Genomic DNA, 16,696 nt, shown 5'->3' with positions numbered 1-16,696 from the left:
GCCGCGCCCTCCTGGTCGTTGATGGTCGTTGGCGGTCACCACTGGCCGCCCTCGGACGGCCCAGAGACGGCCCAGAGACGGCCCACGGCAGATTTACAGGCCGTGCTGTGCGCATGGCCTGAGCTGCACAGAGATCCACGCCCGAGCCCCGAGCCCCACAGACTCCCCACAGGCCCCGGCGTTCCGGCTCCCCTGTGGGGGTTGGCCGATTCCCTCGAGGCATTGGGCCCGGCCCAGATTCAAGACGCCGTCATCGCCCTGTGGCGTCATTCCGTGTGCGTACCGCCTGCCCTCCCCGGCCCGGTTAATCGCCTTCCCGGGTGCCCACGAGAAGCATGGCGACCAGGACCAACCACAGGACGAACACTCCGAAAGGGCCGGCCCAAATGCCGAACAGTCCGGCCGGAACCGCACAGATCGCGGCACCGAGCGTCTGCATCCCGCGCTTCCAGAGGCGTGCGGGCAGCTCCGTCGCGGCGTATTCGGGAGCGCGCGCGACCGCGTGTCCTCCGGCGTAGAGAGCGAAGAGGCCGATGGCGAACATGGCCAGGGCGACGGCCGTGGCGATCAGGGGCAGTCCTTCGGGGTTGTCGTTTGAGTACTGCGTCACGCCGTCCTTGTGTACGGCGGTCGCGTACTCCCGCCACATGATGACGGTGACCACGTCTCCGGCGCGCAGGTGCCTGAGCAGCGGCTGGGCTTTCCCCATGTCCACTCTCCGGGGCACGGGGGCAGGCCCGGTGAGCAGGAGGTCGTGAGTCTGGCCCCCCTTGTTCGGTTCCCGGATGTCCGTGTCGCGCACGGTGGCCTGGACGGAGCGCAGGCAGTCCTCGGTGACTGCCGCGCGACAGGGGCGGGCAGCCTGGTAAGCGCGCTCCTCGGCCATGCGGTCGGGCACGAGGGCCAGGGTGACGCCGGCGAAGAAGATCAGAGTGACGCCGAGCAGTACGGCGACGGCTCCCCAGCAGTAGTGCCAGAGGGTCCGCAATCGCAGAGCACCCCGGTCACCACGTCGGTCATCGGGTTCGTCCGACATGTCAGGCCCTCCGCCGCGCGCGGGAGCAGACCGTCAACACAGCCGTCACGACCACCAGCCCCACCGCGCTCACCACGTCGCCTGCCGCCCTCCCCCTCCGCGCCGTCGGGCCAACGGCGTCGCACCGACGGCAATTGAGCCACACCCGTCCCTCCGTCGCCATAGCCGTCCCCGACACGATCAGCGGACGTCTGTCCGGCGGATCAAGGACGCACAAGCCTGCCCACTGGTAGGAGCAGCTTTACAGCGGGCTCCGTTCACCGCCTACGACCTGCGGCGTTCCGTGTGCCGCCCTCTACCGGGGGACACCTGAGGGACCAGAGCCAGGTCAAGGGGCCTGCCCTTCAATCTCTCGGTCATCAGGAAGGCCGGGCGCTGGACCGGGTTCAGGATGCAACATGGTCGGGGCTGGATTTGATACGAGTGCTGTCCGTACGGGGCCAGTTCCGGGCGGGGCGGTCAGCGGCGGCGTCGGAGAGGCTCCGGCCGGGCCGCAGCCTCGCGAGGTGCGAGGCCCTCCAGGAGCCGTCGGTAGGCGTCCGGGTCCCGCTCGAAGTCCGTCCCGGCTGCGAGGGCAGCCCGGTCGGTGTCCTGCCCCCGGAGCAGGTCGACCGATGCCTGCGCGAACCGCTCCCGCAAGCCGCGCCGTTCGGCGTCGGCCAGCAGCCGGCGCAGCTCGGTGACCGCCGCCTCGGCCTCGGCGCGGGCGGCCGGTCCGGCCTGGAGCCTGTTCCGCAGCCCAGCGGCGGGGGCTGGATCGCCGTGCAGGTCTTCAGCGCGCGCGGCCACAGCGGCGGGACGACGGTCAACATCCGCAAGGCCGTGATCAAGCGCAACCACTTCCACGGCTGAGACCGGTGAGGCGTTGTCCGCGCTCCACTTAAGGCACTGCGGGGCGCCCTGTGGTGATGCTCCGTCGCTTTTATCGCGTCACGCCGACCGAGAGGAGATCGGTGACTACGACGGGTATGGGAGCCGAAAGACCTGGATCTCGCCGGTGATCACCACCTCGGGGTTGTCCCACGGGTGATGCTCCAACAGGTACTTCTCCAGCTCCGGGTACTGCTCGAAGGTCGTGGTCAGCAGCAGCCGCCACTCCTCGCGCTCCCCGAACTCGCCAAGGTGCCAAAACATCGACACCACGGGGCCGATGACCTGGGAACCGACGGCCAGACGCCCCTGGACTGTACCCCTGGCGAGGGCGACGGCTTGTTCACGTTCCGGCGTGGCGATCGACAGCTGCACGTACTCAGTCCCGTCCTCAGGCTCAGTCATGCGGGGAGCCTAGCGATCAGGCAGCCGTCTGTGACCAGGGAACTCAGTCGGCTAGGGCACGCCGCTGCCCCTGTCGATTACCACCCGTGTACTGGCCCACCCCCATCACGATGAAGCCGGTCAGGAGAAGCACGCCGCCGGACTTGGCCCCCACTCCCGGATGCCAGGGCCGCTGATCACCAGCCCGAAGACCACCTGCCAACACACGCCGAAGGCAACCACCAACTGACCCCAGCCGTGGAGGCGCACGCGGCGAACTCGACGCCGGTTCCAGGAGGGCACCCAGCCACGGGTAACCGCCGCTACGCCCGCGGCGGCGTAGAGCGACGCCACCAGAACAAAAGGTATGGCGATATAGAGCCTCATGGTCCCTCCCTGCACGCCGAACCCACACCGGACGAAACCGTGCCGCTGCCCTGCCGATTACGACCCCTGTACTGGCCCATCATCATCAAGGTGATGCCGGTCAGTCCAAGCGCGCCGCTGGCCAGGGCCCCCCACGGCCGAATGTCGGGGTCAGTGAGCACCAGCCAGAACACCGCATACCAGCACAGGCCGAAGGCATATACCAACTGGCCTCAGCCATAGAGGCGAGGGCGGTGGACCGGCCGCCGGTTCGTGGGAGGCCTGGGGTGCACCCAGCCACGCGTAATCCCCGCTACGCCGGAGGCGGCGAAGAGCAACGCGATCAGAACACCTGGTATGGCCATGTAGACCTTCACGGTCTCTCCCTGCGCGTCGGACCCGCGCCCGACGACACCGTGCGGCTGCCCTGTCGATTACCACCCGCGCGAAAGCTCGCCCTTGTCACGAAGATGCCGGCCAGCAGAAGCCCACTGCCGAACAGGGTCCCCAACGACCGGATGGCGGGATTGCTGGTCCCTAGCCTGAATGCCTGCAAGCAGAGGGCGACAGCAAGTATCAACTGACCCCGGCCGTAGAGGCGAACGCGGCGAACTTGACGCCGGTTCCACGGGGGCACCCAGCCACGGGTCACCGCCGCCACGCCCATGGCGGCAACGAGCAACGCCACCAGAACAAGAGGTACGGCGAGATAGAGCTCCATGGTCCCTCCCTACGCGCCGAACCCCCGCCGGCGTCGCCGTGAGCATGACACCCGCCGGATGCCTCGTCCACGCGCAGCGCTTTCCACGGCTGACCTTCAAGGACTCTGTCGAGCAGCTCGCCTACGGTCCGAGGCCTCCACAGTGATTACCGATCCCGCCGCTAGCAAAGCGCCCAACAGGAGGGCATCGCGGCACGGCTGTCCCTCCCACAGATGCGAGACCACAGCGGCGCAGCCGGAACTTCAACGACCACCACTGGAAGCCCGCTCTGGCCGCCGCAGGCATCATCCCAGCGCGGGAGGCAGGCGAGCGGTACGCGTCGGCCCCCGAACACGGCATGCACGCGCTCAGGCACTTCTACGCCTCCGTGCTGCTGGACGCGGGCGAGAGCATCCGGGCTCTGAGTTCGCACCTCGGTCACAGCGACCCAGGGTTCACGCTGCGGACCTATACGCATCTGATGCCGAGCAGTGAGGGCCGCACCCGGAAGGCCGTCGACAGCCTCTATCTGGCATCGAACCCTTCTGGCCGCTGTACACGGGGACGTCGATTCCGATCGACTCGTGGCGTTCACGGATGTGGCTGGACACCTGGGTCTGAGTCAGCCGGCTGATCACTGTTCGGACACCATCCGAAAACAGCCCTCACAGTTGCCCCGGCGGCCACCTACAGTGCGGTGGGGCCGCAACGGGGAGGGAGCGCTTCCATGCGCAAGGGGGTCAAGGCCGCCATCATCGGCGGGGTGTTCGCCGCGATGATCGGCGGGGCGGGATACGGGACGTACAACTTCGTGTCCGCGCTGAACGGGAACACGGTCGCGGCCGGCGGGCCGGCGCCCGCCAGGACCGGGCCACCGAGCCGGGACGAGGTGAAGGAGACCTCGGCGAAGTTCCTCGCGGCCTGGGAGAAGAACGAGGCGGCGGAGGCCGCGTCGTACACGGACTTCCCCGAGGCGGCCGAGGAGTTGCTCACGGCCTACGGACGCGACGCGCACATCATCGATGTGAAGATCACGCCCGGGACCGCCTCCGGGGCCACCGTGCCCTTCTCGGTCAAGGCCACCGTCTCGTACGACGGGAAGTCCAAGCCGCTGGCCTACGACAGCCGGCTGACCATCGTGCGGGGCGTGTCCACCCACCAGCCGCTGGTCGACTGGCAGCCCTCGGTCGTACACCCCGACCTGGTCAAGGGCGACACGCTCGTCACCGGGGCGTCGGCGTCCCCGCCGATCGAGGCCGTCGACCGCGACGGCGCCGTGCTGACCAAGGACAAGTACCCCTCGCTCGGGCCGATCCTGGACGAGCTGCGGGCCAAGTACGGCGACAAGGCGGGCGGCGAGCCGTCGGTCGAGCTGAGCATTCGGCACGAGACCTCCGGCGCCGCCGAGACCCCGCTGATCACCCTGGCCAAGGGACGGCCGGGCAAGCTGCGGACCACCCTCAGCGCGAGTGCGCAGGCGGCGGCCGAGCAGGCCGTGCAGCGGTACTCCGAGTCGTCCGTGGTCGCCGTGAAGCCGTCCACCGGCGAGGTGCTCGCGGTCGCCAACCACCGGGCCGACGGCTTCAACGCGGCCTTCCTCGGCCGGCTCGCGCCGGGCTCCACCATGAAGATCATCAGTGCGGCCACCCTGATCGACAACAGGATCACGAGGGCCGGCGGCCCCGCGCCCTGCCCGAACGAGGCGGTGTGGCAGAGCCAGACGTTCCACAACCTCAAGAACATGCAGCCCAACGAGCACGCCACCCTCTCGGAGAGCTTCGCCCGGTCCTGCAACACGGCGTTCGTGAAGTACGCGGACGAGGTCCAGGTGGACTCCCTGACCAGGGAGGCCGAGGAGCGCTTCGGGCTCGGCCGGGACAACTGGAAGGTCGGCATACCGTCCTTCGACGGCTCCGTCCCCGCCTCGGGCGGCCCGGACACCGCCGCCAACCTGATCGGGCAGGGCCAGGTGCAGATGAGCCCGCTGAACATGGCGTCGGTGACGGCGACCGCGATGACCGGCACCTTCCGCCAGCCCGTCATCGTGTCCGTGACGCTCGACGGCCGCCCGCTGGCCCAGGCCCGGGGCCTGTCGACCGACACGGTCACCCAGCTGCGGCAGATGATGAACCGCACCGCCACCAGCGGCACCGCGGCCCCCGCGATGTCCGGGCTCGGCGGCAGCATCGGCGCGAAGACCGGCTCCGCCGAGGTCGACGGCCAGGCCAAGTCCAACAGCTGGTTCACCGGCTACCACAACGACATGGCGGCCGCCGCCATGACCCAGGAGGGCGGGCACGGCGGCGACGCGGCGGGCCCGATCGTGGCGGCCGTCCTGCGCACGGCGGGCTGACCGCCCTCGAACGATGGCGCACCCGACCGCCCGGCCGGCATCGCCCGACCGGGCGGCCCGCCCGGTCCGACCGCACGACCGTAGGACCGCACGCCCGGAGGGGCCGCACGCCCGGTCGGGCCGGGAGGACCGGGAGCCCCGGAGACACTGGAAGACCTCGAGGAGCCGGAGCAGCCGTGCTGCTGGACCGGCCGAAAGTAGTGGCCGCGGTCTGCCGGGCTGTCGCCGCCGCCCGGGGCGGCACTGCCGCCCCCTCCACCTGGCCGCGCGACTGGACGGTGCGGGCGCGGTCGGCATCCGGCTCACCCGCACGAAGCCACCGAGGACCGGATGACCCGAGCACTCGGAGGGCCGGCCGGACCCGAGGGCCGGGCAGGCCGGGTGGCCGGAGAGACCCGGGCGGACCGGGCGACCCGGCGGTGTCCGTCCGCCGACCGCTCCGGCACCGGCTCCGGCACCACCAACCCGCACGGGACCCGACCCCCGCCCCCGGACAGGACCCGGCCCCCGCCCCCGGACGCATCCGTGAGAGAGGCCCTAGGGTGGGGCCGTCATTGAGGATCGTGGGGGCGATGGGGCAGCGAGGGCCCCGGGGGACTGGCGGAGGACGGAAGGCAGTGGGCAAGAGAAGGCGCGTCGCCGAGCGACGGAAGACGACTCCGGCTGTGGTCGGTGGGGTGATCGCCGTGGTCGTCGTCGGGGCAGGCATCGGCGTCTACGCGCTGTACGGGGGCGGCGGGGCGGCCGACCGGACACAGTCGGCGGCCGGCGACGGCGAGGCGAAGAAGAACACCGGCCCGCTGTCGGCGACCGAGGTGCGGACCGCGGCAGAGGGGTTCCTGGCGGCCTGGCAGCAGGGCAAGCCCGCCGAGGCGGCAGCCGCGACCAGCGACACCGCGGCGGCCACCGCCCTGCTGACCGGTTACGCCAAGGACGCGCATCTGAAGGACGTCACCCTGACCGCGGGCACCGCCGCGGGCGGCAAGGTGCCGTTCTCCGTGAAGGCCACGGTGTCGTACAAGGGCCTGACCAAGCCCCTGGCGTACGACAGCGCGCTGACCGTCGTCCGGGGCGCCGCGGACGGCAAGCCGGTCGTGGACTGGCACTCCTCCGTCGTCCACCCCGAGCTGAAGGACGGCGACACCCTCGTCACGGGCGAGTCCGGCACCCCGCCGGTCAAGGCCCTGGACCGGGACGGCGACGAGATGACCACCGCCAAGTACCCGTCGCTGGGTCCGGTCCTGGACGGGCTGCGCGAGAAGTACGGCGAGACGGCCGGCGGCAGCGCGGGCGTGGAGCTGCGTGTGATCCGCGGCAAGGCGTCGAAGAAGGCGGAGCTGTCCGACAAGACGCTCGTCGAGCTGAGCAAGGGCACGCCGGGCACGGTGAAGACGACGCTGAGCCCGTCCCTCCAGGCGGCGGCCGAGAAGGAGGTGTCCAAGACCGAGCGGGCCTCGGTGGTCCTGATGCGTCCGTCGACCGGTGAGATCCTCGCGGTGGCGAACTCCAACCACGGCTTCAACACCGCCTTCCAGGGCTCCCTCGCCCCCGGCTCCACGATGAAGATCATCACCTCGTCGCTGCTCTTCGAGAAGAAGCTGGCCTCGGTGAACAAGCCGCACCCCTGCCCGAAGTTCTTCACCTACGGCGGCTGGAAGTTCCAGAACGACAAGAAGTTCGAGATCAAGGACGGCACCTTCAAGGCGAGCTTCGCCCGCTCCTGCAACACGGCCTTCATCAGCCAGGCGCCGAAGCTCAAGAACTCCGACCTGACCCAGCAGGCCCAGCAGGTCTTCGGCCTGGCGCTGGACAACTGGGCGATCGGAGTGCCGTCCTTCGACGGCGCGGTCCCGGTGCAGTCGGCGGCCCCGATGGGCGCCTCGCTCATCGGGCAGGGCGGGGTCCGTATGAACCCGCTGAACATGGCGTCGGTGGCCTCGACGGTCAAGGCGGGCGTCTTCCACCAGCCGTACCTGGTCTCCCCGTCCGTCGACAACCGCAAGCTGGCCACGGCCTCCCGGACGATGTCCGCCTCCACCCTGTCCCAGCTGCGCGAGGTGATGCAGTACACCGCCGCGTACGGCACGGCCGCCGAGGCCATGGCCGGACTCGGTCCGGACTACGGCGCGAAGACGGGCTCCGCCGAGGTCGACAACCAGAAGAAGGCCAACGGCTGGTTCACCGCCTACCGCGGCGACCTCGCGGCCGCGGGTGTCGTCCAGGCGGGCGGCCACGGCGGCGACACGGCCGGTCCGATAGTGGCGTCCCTGCTGAAGGCGGGGAGCTGACGGCGGCCGGGCACAGGAGCTGACGGCCGCGCACATCACCGGCGGCCGTCGTCACCGACCGGCCCACGTCTCCGGCAAGCCCACGTCTCCGGCGGCCGTCGTCACCGACCGACCCACGTCTCCGGCGGCAGTCGTCACCCGCGGGCGTCACCCGTGGGCGACCACCGCCGGTGACGCCGCCGCCAGGTAGGTCCGCCGCAGGAACCTGAGCAGTGTCTTCGTCTCGAGCTGTACCACCGAGACACCGCGCGCGGAGTGGAACTCGATCACGGCCTGCACCCGGCCGCAGGGCCACACCCGCACGTCACCGCTGCCGACCGGGGCGCGCAGCCCCTGTTCGAGCAGTGACCGGGGGAAGGTCCACGCGTGCGGGCCGGGCAGGTCCACCTGCACGGCGCGCGGGTCCTGAAGGGGGTCGTAGCGCAGGACGACCGGGACGGCCCCGACGTCCTCGGGGACGTCGTCCGTGAGGATGTGGGCTCGTGCGTGCTGTTCGACTACCGACATCGGACGACCCCTAACGCTGTGTGACTTATGCGAGGGCTGAACATCCGCTTCCCCCCAATGTCGCATATTTCCAGGATTCCGCTTCTCGAACGTCCGGCAAACGGCACACATCGACGAGGTCCTCGCTCTTGCAAGAGGTTCGCAACAAGCCTCTATCATCGAACGGTGCATGTGCCTGACGGATTCATCAACGCCCCCATCTCCGTAGCCACCGGAGTCGTCGCCGCCGGCGCCGTCGCCGTGAGCCTGCGCGGTGCGCGCCGGGAACTCGACGAACGGACCGCGCCACTGGCCGGTCTCGTCGCGGCGTTCATCTTCGCCGTGCAGATGCTGAACTTCCCCGTCGCGGCCGGCACCAGCGGCCACCTCCTCGGCGGGGCGCTGGCCGCGATACTCGTGGGCCCCTTCACCGGGGTCCTGTGCGTCAGTGTCGTCCTGCTCATGCAGGGCATCCTCTTCGCCGACGGCGGCCTGACCGCGCTCGGTGTCAACATCACCGACATGGCGATCGTCACGACGGTGGTGGCCTACGCCGTCTTCCGCGGACTGGTGAAGGTGCTCCCGCGGCGCCGCCGCTCGGTCACCGTGGCCTCCTTCGTCGCCGCGCTCGTCTCCGTACCGGCCGCCGCCGTCGCCTTCACACTGATCTACGCGGTCGGCGGCACCACCGACGTGGCGATCGGCAAGGTCGCCACCGCCATGATCGGCGTGCACGTCCTCATCGGCATCGGCGAGGCCGCGATCACCGCGCTGACCGTGGGCGCCGTCATCGCCGTGCGCCCGGACCTGGTGTACGGCGCGCGCGGCCTGGAGCAGCGGCTGAAGCTGCGGGTGAACGGCGAACTCGTCGACGCCCCCGCGGCCGAGCCGGCGCCCGTGCCCGCCGCCGCCCGGTCCCACCGCAAGCTGTGGATCACCGGCCTGGTCACCTCCCTCGTCCTCGCCGGGTTCGTCAGCTTCTACGCCTCGGCCAACCCGGACGGTCTGGAGAAGGTCGCCCACGACCAGGGCATCGACAAGAAGGAGGAGCGGCACGCGTCGTCCGGCTCCCCGCTCGCCGACTACGGCGTCAAGGACGTCTCCGACGCCCGGCTGTCCGGCGGGCTCGCGGGCGTGATCGGCGTCGGGGCGACCGTCGTCGCGGGCAGCACGGTCTTCTGGGTGGTCCGCAGGCGGCGTACGGCCGCCGAGCCGTCCGCCCCCTCCTCCCAGGCCGCCTGACATGGGGGCGGGTCACGCGCACCGGCTGTACCGGCACGGGCACTCCCCCGTGCACGCGCTGCCGCCGCACACCAAACTGGCCGCGTCCTTCGCCTTCGTCGTGGTCGTGGTGTCGACCCCGCGGGAGGCGATGTGGGCGTTCGCCGTGTACGCCGTCCTGCTCGCCGTCGTCGCCTCCGTGGCCCGCGTGCCCGCCGGCTTCCTGCTCAAGCGGCTGCTGATCGAGGTCCCGTTCGTCGCGTTCGCGGTGCTCATGCCGTTCGTGGCCCAGGGCGAGCGGGTGGACGTCCTCGGGATGTCGCTGAGCGTGAACGGGCTGCGGGGCGCCTGGAACGTACTCGCCAAGGGCACCCTCGGCGTCGCCGCGTCCGTGCTGCTGGCGAGCACGACGGAGCTGCGCGAACTGCTGCTGGGCCTGCAACGCCTGAAGCTGCCGCCGCTGCTGGTGCAGATCGCGTCCTTCATGATCCGTTACGGCGACGTCATCACCGACGAGATGCGGCGGATGCGGATCGCCCGCGAGTCACGCGGGTTCGAGGCGCGCGGGCTCCGGCACTGGGGCGTGCTCGCCAAGTCCGCGGGCGCGCTGTTCATCCGCTCCTACGAGCGCGGGGAGCGGGTGCACCTGGCCATGGTGAGCCGGGGCTACGCCGGTTCGATGCCGGTCATCGACGAGGTGACCGCGTCCCGGGCGCAGTGGTCGTACGCCCTGGCCCTCCCCTGTGCCGCGCTCGCCGTCTGTCTGCTGGGATGGGTCCTGTGACAGCTTCTCTGGAGGTCTCCGGCCTCGCCTTCGCCTACCCCGACGGCCACCAGGCCCTGTTCGGTGTCGACTTCGGCATCGGACGCGGCGAGCGGGTCGCCCTGCTCGGCCCCAACGGCGCCGGGAAGACCACCCTCGTGCTGCATCTGAACGGCATCCTGAGCGGGGGCACCGGGACGGTGCGGGTCGCCGGGCTGCCGGTCGGCAGGAAGCACATGGCCGAGATCCGGCAGAGGGTCGGCATCGTCTTCCAGGACCCGGACGACCAGTTGTTCATGCCGACCGTGCGGGAGGACGTGGCCTTCGGGCCCGCTGCGGCCGGGCTCAAGGGGCCGGAGCTGGAGGCGCGGGTCATCACGGCCCTGGATCGGGTCGGCATGGGGGACTTCGCCGACCGCCCGCCGCACCACCTCTCCTTCGGCCAGCGCCGCCGGGTCGCGGTGGCGACCGTCCTCGCCATGGAGCCGGAGATCCTGGTCCTGGACGAGCCCTCGTCCAACCTGGACCCCGCCTCGCGCCGTGAACTGGCCGACATCCTGCGATCGTTGGACGTCACAGTGCTCATGGTCACCCACGACCTGCCGTACGCGCTGGAGTTGTGCCCGCGCTCGCTCGTCCTGAGCGACGGCGTGATCGTGGCGGACGGACCGACCGGCGAACTGCTCGCCGACGACGCGCTGATGCGCGCCCACCGCCTGGAGCTGCCCTTCGGCTTCGACCCGCGGTCCGTGACGACGGGCGCCTGACCCGTCGGGACGGGCAGACGAGCGGGCAGCGTCGACGTAACGATCGTGCCAAGCCGACCGGCCGCAGGAATCGCAGGCCGGGGCCGCTGGTTGCACCCACTGTCGCAGGCGAAGAGCGGAAGGAGTGGCGGACGTGGACGTGCACGGCGCAGTGGCCGAGGGCTTCGAGCAGGTCGGGGAGGCGTTCGCGGCGAACTTCGCGCTCCGGGGCGAGCGGGGCGCGGCGGTGGCCGTGTACCGGGACGGGCACCGGGTCGTGGACCTGTGGGCGGGGACGCGGGACGTCGACGGTACGGCGGACTCGGCGCCCTGGGAGCGGGGCACCGCGCAGATCGTGCGCTCGGCGACCAAGGGTGTCGCCGCCGCCGTACTCCTGCTGCTGCACCAGCGCGGGGAGCTGGACCTGGACGCGCCGGTGGGAGCGTACTGGCCCGAGTTCAAGGCGGCGGGCAAGGAGCGGACCCGGGTCCGCGACCTGCTCGCCCACCGTGCGGGCGTCCCCGTCCTCGACCGGCCGCTGACACCGGAGCAGGCCGCCGATCCGGTGCTGGGCGCCGAGGCCGTCGCCGCGCAGGCGCCGGTCTGGGAGCCGGGCACGGACCACGGCTACCACGCGCAGACGTACAGCTGGCTGACCGGCGAGCTGGTGCGGCGGGTCACGGGCCGGACGATCGGCGAGTGGATCGCGCGCGAGGTGGCCGGCCCGGTGGGGGCCGACCTGTGGGTGGGGCTGCCGGCGGGCGAGGCCGGGCGCGTGGGCCTGGTGGGCCAGGTGGAGCCGCCGCGTTCCGCGGCGGGTCTGCGCACCCGCCCCAAGCGGTCCGTGGCCGAGGCGTACGCCGACCCGGAGTCGCTGACCCGGCGGGCGTTCGCGGCGATCACCCCGCTGCCGGACGAGAACGACCCCGCCTACCGCGCGGCGGTCCTGCCCGCGTCCAACGGCATCGCCACGGCCGACGGTCTGGCCCGCTTCTACGCGGCGCTGATCGGCGAGGTGGACGGCGGGATCCGTCTGTTCACCCCGCAGACCACGGAGCTGGCCCGCACGGAGCACTCCGCCGGGCCCGACCGCGTGCTGGTGGCCCCCACACGCTTCGGCCTCGGCCACATGCTGCACAGCCCGGCGTCCCCGCTGCTCGGCCCCGGCTCCTTCGGCCACCCCGGCCGCGGCGGCGCCCTGGCCTTCGCCGACCCGGACTCGGCCATCGCCTTCGCCTACGTCACCAACGGCTTCCACCCCAATGTGACGGCGGACCCCAGGGCCCAGGCCCTGGTCCACGCGCTGCGCACGTCCCTGACGTAGCGCTCCCCGTGGGAGTTCAGACGTGGATGGGCTGCGACGTGCGGCCCGACGCCTGGTCGATCTCGCCGTGTGCCTTGGTCAGGAGCAACATGGCGAGTTCGTTCAGGGCCCTCGCGCCGGCGATCTCCTCGCCGACCCGCGGCTGATCGGAGTCGGTGTGATGGCGGCTGGCCCTGCCGTGGGCCCGGACCTCGCTGCCGTCGGGCAAGCGGACGAGCGCCGCCGCCCGGGTGTGCTGCCCGTCCTCCTGGAACTCCAGCTCGATGTGCCATCCCACAACGGTCTTCATCATGACGGTCACCTCCGGAACACCTGCTTCCAGGGTGCTCCTCGGCCGCCGCCCGCGCACCCAAGGAACCCGCACCGGCCAAGGAGTCCGGCACTAGCCGGTGTGCAGCATCAGCCCGATGCCGACGACCAGCAGCCCGGCGGCCGCGATGCGCGGCGCCCCGAAACGCTCCTTGAAGAACACGGCGCCGATCGCGGCGCCCACGATGATCGACGACTCCCGCAGCGCGGCGATCGGCGCGAGTTCCGCCTTCGTCTGCGCCCACAGCACCAGCGCGTACGCCGCCACGGACAGCGCCGCCCCGAGCAGCCCCACCCCGGCGTACGGCCGCAGCTGGGCGACCGTGCGCCCGCGCCAGTGCCACACCGCGTACGCCGGGATCACCACGCCCTGGATCGCCATCAGCCAGGCGATGTACCCGAGGGACGACCCGGAGGCCCGCACCCCGAGCCCGTCGAGGACCGTGTACGCCGCGATGGCCAGTCCGGTCGCCAGGGCGGCGCCGATCGCGGCCCAGTCGGGCCGGCGTCCGCGCAGGCCCCACAGGGCGACACCGGTCAGGCCGGCACAGGACACGGCGATGCCCGCGGCCGCCCAGCCGTCGGGCACCTCGTGGGCGAAGACGGCGGCGAGCACCGTGACGACGAGCGGGGCGGTGCCGCGCGCGATCGGATAGGCCTGCCCGAAGTCGCCCAGCCGGAAGGACTTCATCAGCAGGGCGTAGTACACGACGTGGATCGCGGCCGAGAAGAGCAGGTACGGCCACGCGCCGCGGGCCGGGAGCGCGGCGAACGGCGCCATGGCCAGCCCGATCAGCAGGCCGCCGCCCGCGATGAGGGTGAACCCGGTCAGTTTGTCGGTGATCTTGTGGGCGATCGCGTTCCAGCTGGCGTGCGTGACCGCGGCGAGCAGGACGGCCGCGGTGACCGCCGGCGTCACGAGGTGCGCTCGCGCACGTCCACGAGGACGCCCCCGGCCTGGGCGACCAGCGCCCCGGGTGCCATGGGGAAGACGGTGTACGGGGTTCCGGCGGCCGCCCAGATGACGTCGTGGTCCAGCAGCGACCGGTCGGCGAGCACGCGGGTCCGGGTCCGGTGCCCGAAGGGCGGTACGCCGCCGATGGCGTACCCGGTCGCCTCGCGCACGACGTCCGCCTTGGCCCGCGTGACCTTCTCGGCGCCGAGTTCCTCCCGGACACGCTCGACGTCCACCCGCGAGGCACCGTCCATGAGCACCAGCACCGGTTCGCCTCCCCCAAGCTCTCGACTGCGCTCGAGCAGGGGGGACCCCCAGGCCACGAAGATCAGCGACTTGCAGATCTGGCTCAGCTCGCAGCCGACGGCCGCCGCGGCCTCGGCGGCGGTCCTGGTCGCCTCGGGAAACCTGCGGACCTCGGGGATCAGCTCGTCGAGCCCCAGCTCGCGCAGGGCGTCGGCGAAACGTGGGTGGGCTCCTGACTCGGATGTCGTCGTCATGGAACGGCAGGCTAGCTGCCGGTTACAGACATCACGAAAGATTTCCCACGTGATGGACCAGGCCGCAGAGAAGGCCGAGGCCGGTGAGGGTGCGCCGTCCCCACGGCACCCTCACCGGCCGGTCCCTCCGGCGAGCTACGGACTCACACCTGTACGAGTTCCCGCCGCTCGTCCGGGTCGGCGTGCCGCGGCTGCTCGGTGCGCAGGGCCGTGCCCTCCACGTCCACGTCGGGCAGGGCGCGCTCCAGCCAGCCGGGCAGCCACCAGGCCCGCCGGCCCAGCAGGGCCAGGACGGCCGGCACGATCGCCATGCGCACGATGAACGCGTCGAAGAACACCGCGATCGCCAGCCCGAAGCCGATCATCTTGACCATCGACTCGCTGGAGCCGATGAAGCCGGAGAAGACGGCGATCATGATGACCGCGGCGGCCGTCACCACCCGTGCGCCGTGCCGGAACCCGGTCACCACGGCCTGGCCCGGCTTCTCCCCGTGGACGTACGCCTCGCGCATCCGGGTGACGAGGAAGACCTCGTAGTCCATCGCGAGCCCGAAGACGACGCCCACCATGAAGATCGGCATCATCGACATCACCGGGCCGGTCTCCTCCACGTTCATCAGGCCCGACAGCCAGCCCCACTGGAAGACCGCGACCACCGCGCCGAGCGCCGCCAGCACCGACAGCAGGAAGCCGAGTGCCGCCTTGAGCGGGACCAGGACCGAGCGGAAGACCACGATCAGCAGCAGGAAGGCCAGGCCGACCACCAGCGCCAGATACGGCAGCAGCGCGTCGTTGAGCTTCTGCGAGACGTCGATGTTCATCGCCGTGGACCCGGTGACCAGGACTTTCGCATCGGTCTTCGCCTCGATGTCGCCGCCCGCGCCGCGGATGGCGTGCACCAGGTCCTCGGTGGCGGTGGAGGACGGCTTCGAGTCGGGGACGACGGTCACGGTCGCGGTGTCGCCGGCCTCGTTGGGCTGCGCCTCCGTCACCGTCACGACGTTCTTGAGGCCCCTGATCTCGTCCGTGACCTTGGTGAAGGACGCCTTGGGGTCGGTGCTGTCCTTGGCGTCGACCACGACCATCAGCGGGCCGTTGAAGCCGGGTCCGAAGCCCTCCGAGAGCAGGTCGTAGGCGCGGCGCTGGGTGGTGGAGACGGGCTGGGAGCCGTCGTCCGGCAGGCCCAGTTCGAGGGAGGCGGCCGGGATCGCGGCGGCGCCCAGGCCGAGCACGCCGAGCAGCAGCACGGCGACCGGGCGGCGGACGACGAAGCTCGCCCAGCGGGTGCCCATGTTGGGCCGGTCCGGCTGCCGCGCGGGGCGCCCGCGGCGGAGCAGCCCGCTCGACGCGCCGGCCGGCTTGACCTTGCGGCCCGCGTAGCCCAGCAGGGCCGGGATCATCGTCAGCGCGATGAGGACGGCGATGACGACCGTGCCGGCCGCCGCCAGGCCCATCTTCGTCAGCATCGGGATGTTGACCACGGACAGGCCCACCAGGGCGATCACGACCGTCAGCCCGGCGAAGACCACCGCGGAGCCCGCCGTGCCGACGGCCCGTCCGGCCGCCTCCTCGCGCTCGCGGCCCTCGGCGAGTTCGGCCCGGTAGCGGGAGACGATGAACAGGGCGTAGTCGATGCCGACCGCGAGGCCGATCATCGTGGCCAGGATGGAGGTCGTGGAGCCCAGGTCCAGGGTGTGGGCGAGGGCGGTGATCGTCGAGACGCCGATGCCGACGCCGACGAGCGCGGTCAGCAGCGGCAGTCCGGCCGCGAGGAGCGAGCCGAAGGTGATGACGAGCACGACGGCCGCGACCGCGATGCCGATGACCTCGCTCGCGCCGGTCTGCGGCGCGGTCTGGAGGGCGTCGCCGCCGATCTCCACGGTCAGCCCGGCGTCCCGCGCGTGCTGCGCGGCCTCGTTCAGGGCGGTGCGGGAGGCGTCCTCCAGCTCCATGCCGGAGACCTTGTACCGCACCGACGCGTAGGCGATCGTGCCGTCCCGGCTGACGGCCCTTCCGGTGTAGGGGTCGGCGACGGAGGCGACCTCGGAGCCGCGGGACAGGTCCTCGACCGTCTTCTCGACGGTCGCCTTGTTCCCGGCGTCCGTCATCTTCTCGCCGCTCGGCGCCTTGAACACCACGCGGGCGGTGGCCCCGTCGGCGCTCGCCCCCGGGAAGCGCTGTTCCAGCAGGTCGAAGGCCTTCTGCGCCTCGGTGCCCGGGATGGAGAAGGAGGTGTTTCCGGCCGCCGGCGCGGAGACGGCGCCGACGCCCGCCAGGGTCAGCAGTGCCAGCCAGATCAGGGCGACGAAGTGCCGTCGCCGGAAGGCGAGGCGGCCGAGTCTGTAGAGGAACGTGGCCACGTTGACGTACTCCCGGTCATGTCGTGGGGGTGGT

16 protein-coding genes and 1 pseudogene are annotated in these 16,696 nt (G+C 71.4%); 8 read left to right on the top strand and 9 right to left on the bottom strand.

Annotated features, from left to right (window positions below; genetic code table 11):
• Positions 1–304 precede the first annotated feature (304 nt).
• Complete coding sequence (locus TNCT6_RS18180; protein ID WP_141360360.1) at positions 305–988, bottom strand: hypothetical protein; 684 nt, start codon at positions 986–988, stop codon at positions 305–307.
• A gap of 471 nt (positions 989–1,459) precedes the next feature.
• Here TNCT6_RS18180 and TNCT6_RS18175 point away from each other — a divergent pair, with 471 nt between their 5' ends.
• Positions 1,460–1,888 carry a hypothetical protein gene (locus TNCT6_RS18175; protein WP_141360359.1) on the top strand — a complete coding sequence of 143 codons (429 nt, stop codon included), beginning with the start codon at positions 1,460–1,462 and terminating at the stop codon, positions 1,886–1,888.
• Between the two features lie 105 nt (positions 1,889–1,993).
• Here the strand turns inward: TNCT6_RS18175 and cutA are convergent, their stop codons facing one another.
• The 3 genes from cutA to TNCT6_RS18155 form a co-directional block, all read right to left on the bottom strand.
• Positions 1,994–2,311 (bottom strand): divalent-cation tolerance protein CutA, encoded by a 318-nt coding sequence (cutA, locus tag TNCT6_RS18170; RefSeq protein ID WP_172632945.1) that lies wholly within the window; start codon positions 2,309–2,311, stop codon positions 1,994–1,996.
• Between the two features lie 120 nt (positions 2,312–2,431).
• Positions 2,432–2,677 (bottom strand): hypothetical protein, encoded by a 246-nt coding sequence (locus TNCT6_RS18165; RefSeq protein ID WP_253266148.1) that lies wholly within the window; start codon positions 2,675–2,677, stop codon positions 2,432–2,434.
• 352 nt (positions 2,678–3,029) lie between these two features.
• A complete protein-coding gene (locus tag TNCT6_RS18155) occupies positions 3,030–3,377 on the bottom strand; it encodes a hypothetical protein (protein ID WP_141360358.1) in 348 nt (115 codons plus the stop codon).
• Positions 3,378–3,619: 242 nt separating this feature from the next.
• Here TNCT6_RS18155 and TNCT6_RS18150 point away from each other — a divergent pair.
• The 3 genes and pseudogenes from TNCT6_RS18150 to TNCT6_RS18140 form a co-directional block, all read left to right on the top strand.
• Positions 3,620–3,886: pseudogene (locus TNCT6_RS18150) on the top strand (tyrosine-type recombinase/integrase); the annotation flags it as partial.
• Positions 3,887–4,084: 198 nt separating this feature from the next.
• On the top strand, positions 4,085–5,710 hold the full coding sequence (locus TNCT6_RS18145; protein ID WP_141360357.1) for a penicillin-binding transpeptidase domain-containing protein: 1,626 nt from the start codon (positions 4,085–4,087) through the stop codon (positions 5,708–5,710).
• A 617-nt stretch (positions 5,711–6,327) separates the two neighbouring features.
• Positions 6,328–7,998 carry a penicillin-binding transpeptidase domain-containing protein gene (locus TNCT6_RS18140; protein ID WP_141360356.1) on the top strand — a complete coding sequence of 557 codons (1,671 nt, stop codon included), beginning with the start codon at positions 6,328–6,330 and terminating at the stop codon, positions 7,996–7,998.
• 147 nt (positions 7,999–8,145) lie between these two features.
• Here TNCT6_RS18140 and TNCT6_RS18135 read toward each other — a convergent pair whose 3' ends face one another.
• Positions 8,146–8,505, bottom strand: a complete 360-nt coding sequence (locus tag TNCT6_RS18135) for an SsgA family sporulation/cell division regulator (RefSeq protein WP_141360355.1) — start codon at positions 8,503–8,505, stop codon at positions 8,146–8,148.
• A gap of 165 nt (positions 8,506–8,670) precedes the next feature.
• On the opposite strand from TNCT6_RS18135, the gene TNCT6_RS18130 reads away from it, so the two are divergent.
• From TNCT6_RS18130 to TNCT6_RS18115, 4 genes are all read left to right on the top strand, one after another.
• Complete coding sequence (locus TNCT6_RS18130) at positions 8,671–9,726, top strand: energy-coupling factor ABC transporter permease (RefSeq protein WP_141360354.1); 1,056 nt, start codon at positions 8,671–8,673, stop codon at positions 9,724–9,726.
• A 1-nt stretch (position 9,727) separates the two neighbouring features.
• Positions 9,728–10,489, top strand: a complete 762-nt coding sequence (cbiQ, locus tag TNCT6_RS18125) for a cobalt ECF transporter T component CbiQ (RefSeq protein WP_141360353.1) — start codon at positions 9,728–9,730, stop codon at positions 10,487–10,489.
• On the top strand, positions 10,477–11,235 hold the full coding sequence (locus tag TNCT6_RS18120) for an energy-coupling factor ABC transporter ATP-binding protein (protein ID WP_141360352.1): 759 nt from the start codon (positions 10,477–10,479) through the stop codon (positions 11,233–11,235). The genes cbiQ and TNCT6_RS18120 overlap by 13 nt, the downstream gene beginning before the upstream one ends.
• Positions 11,236–11,368: 133 nt before the next feature.
• A complete protein-coding gene (locus tag TNCT6_RS18115) occupies positions 11,369–12,538 on the top strand; it encodes a serine hydrolase domain-containing protein (protein WP_141360351.1) in 1,170 nt (389 codons plus the stop codon).
• A 16-nt stretch (positions 12,539–12,554) separates the two neighbouring features.
• Here TNCT6_RS18115 and TNCT6_RS18110 read toward each other — a convergent pair whose 3' ends face one another.
• The 4 genes from TNCT6_RS18110 to TNCT6_RS18095 all read right to left on the bottom strand — a co-directional run bounded on the left by TNCT6_RS18110 (position 12,555) and on the right by TNCT6_RS18095 (position 16,662).
• A complete protein-coding gene (locus TNCT6_RS18110; protein ID WP_141360350.1) occupies positions 12,555–12,830 on the bottom strand; it encodes a DUF1876 domain-containing protein in 276 nt (91 codons plus the stop codon).
• 90 nt (positions 12,831–12,920) lie between these two features.
• Positions 12,921–13,766 carry a DMT family transporter gene (locus tag TNCT6_RS18105; RefSeq protein ID WP_141360349.1) on the bottom strand — a complete coding sequence of 282 codons (846 nt, stop codon included), beginning with the start codon at positions 13,764–13,766 and terminating at the stop codon, positions 12,921–12,923.
• Entirely contained in the window at positions 13,763–14,302 is a 540-nt protein-coding gene (locus tag TNCT6_RS18100) for a YbaK/EbsC family protein (RefSeq protein ID WP_141360348.1), read from the bottom strand. The genes TNCT6_RS18105 and TNCT6_RS18100 overlap by 4 nt, the downstream gene beginning before the upstream one ends.
• A 143-nt stretch (positions 14,303–14,445) precedes the next feature.
• On the bottom strand, positions 14,446–16,662 hold the full coding sequence (locus TNCT6_RS18095; RefSeq protein WP_141360347.1) for an MMPL family transporter: 2,217 nt from the start codon (positions 16,660–16,662) through the stop codon (positions 14,446–14,448).
• Positions 16,663–16,696: the final 34 nt, after the last annotated feature.

The organism is Streptomyces sp. 6-11-2 (assembly GCF_006540305.1).
Taxonomy (GTDB): Bacteria; Actinomycetota; Actinomycetes; order Streptomycetales; family Streptomycetaceae; genus Streptomyces.
This window is presented reverse-complemented; position numbering and strand designations above follow the sequence as displayed.

Bases quoted from the DNA above. Each gene is read 5' to 3' on its own strand.
- cutA (WP_172632945.1), bottom strand. From the start codon at position 2,311: ATGACTGAGCCTGAGGACGGGACTGAGTACGTGCAGCTGTCGATCGCC.
- TNCT6_RS18165 (WP_253266148.1), bottom strand. From the start codon at position 2,677: ATGAGGCTCTATATCGCCATACCTTTTGTTCTGGTGGCGTCGCTCTAC.
- TNCT6_RS18155 (WP_141360358.1), bottom strand. From the start codon at position 3,377: ATGGAGCTCTATCTCGCCGTACCTCTTGTTCTGGTGGCGTTGCTCGTT.
- TNCT6_RS18145 (WP_141360357.1), top strand. From the start codon at position 4,085: ATGCGCAAGGGGGTCAAGGCCGCCATCATCGGCGGGGTGTTCGCCGCG.
- TNCT6_RS18135 (WP_141360355.1), bottom strand. From the start codon at position 8,505: ATGTCGGTAGTCGAACAGCACGCACGAGCCCACATCCTCACGGACGAC.
- cbiQ (WP_141360353.1), top strand. From the start codon at position 9,728: ATGGGGGCGGGTCACGCGCACCGGCTGTACCGGCACGGGCACTCCCCC.
- TNCT6_RS18120 (WP_141360352.1), top strand. From the start codon at position 10,477: ATGGGTCCTGTGACAGCTTCTCTGGAGGTCTCCGGCCTCGCCTTCGCC.
- TNCT6_RS18110 (WP_141360350.1), bottom strand. From the start codon at position 12,830: ATGATGAAGACCGTTGTGGGATGGCACATCGAGCTGGAGTTCCAGGAG.
- TNCT6_RS18100 (WP_141360348.1), bottom strand. From the start codon at position 14,302: ATGACGACGACATCCGAGTCAGGAGCCCACCCACGTTTCGCCGACGCC.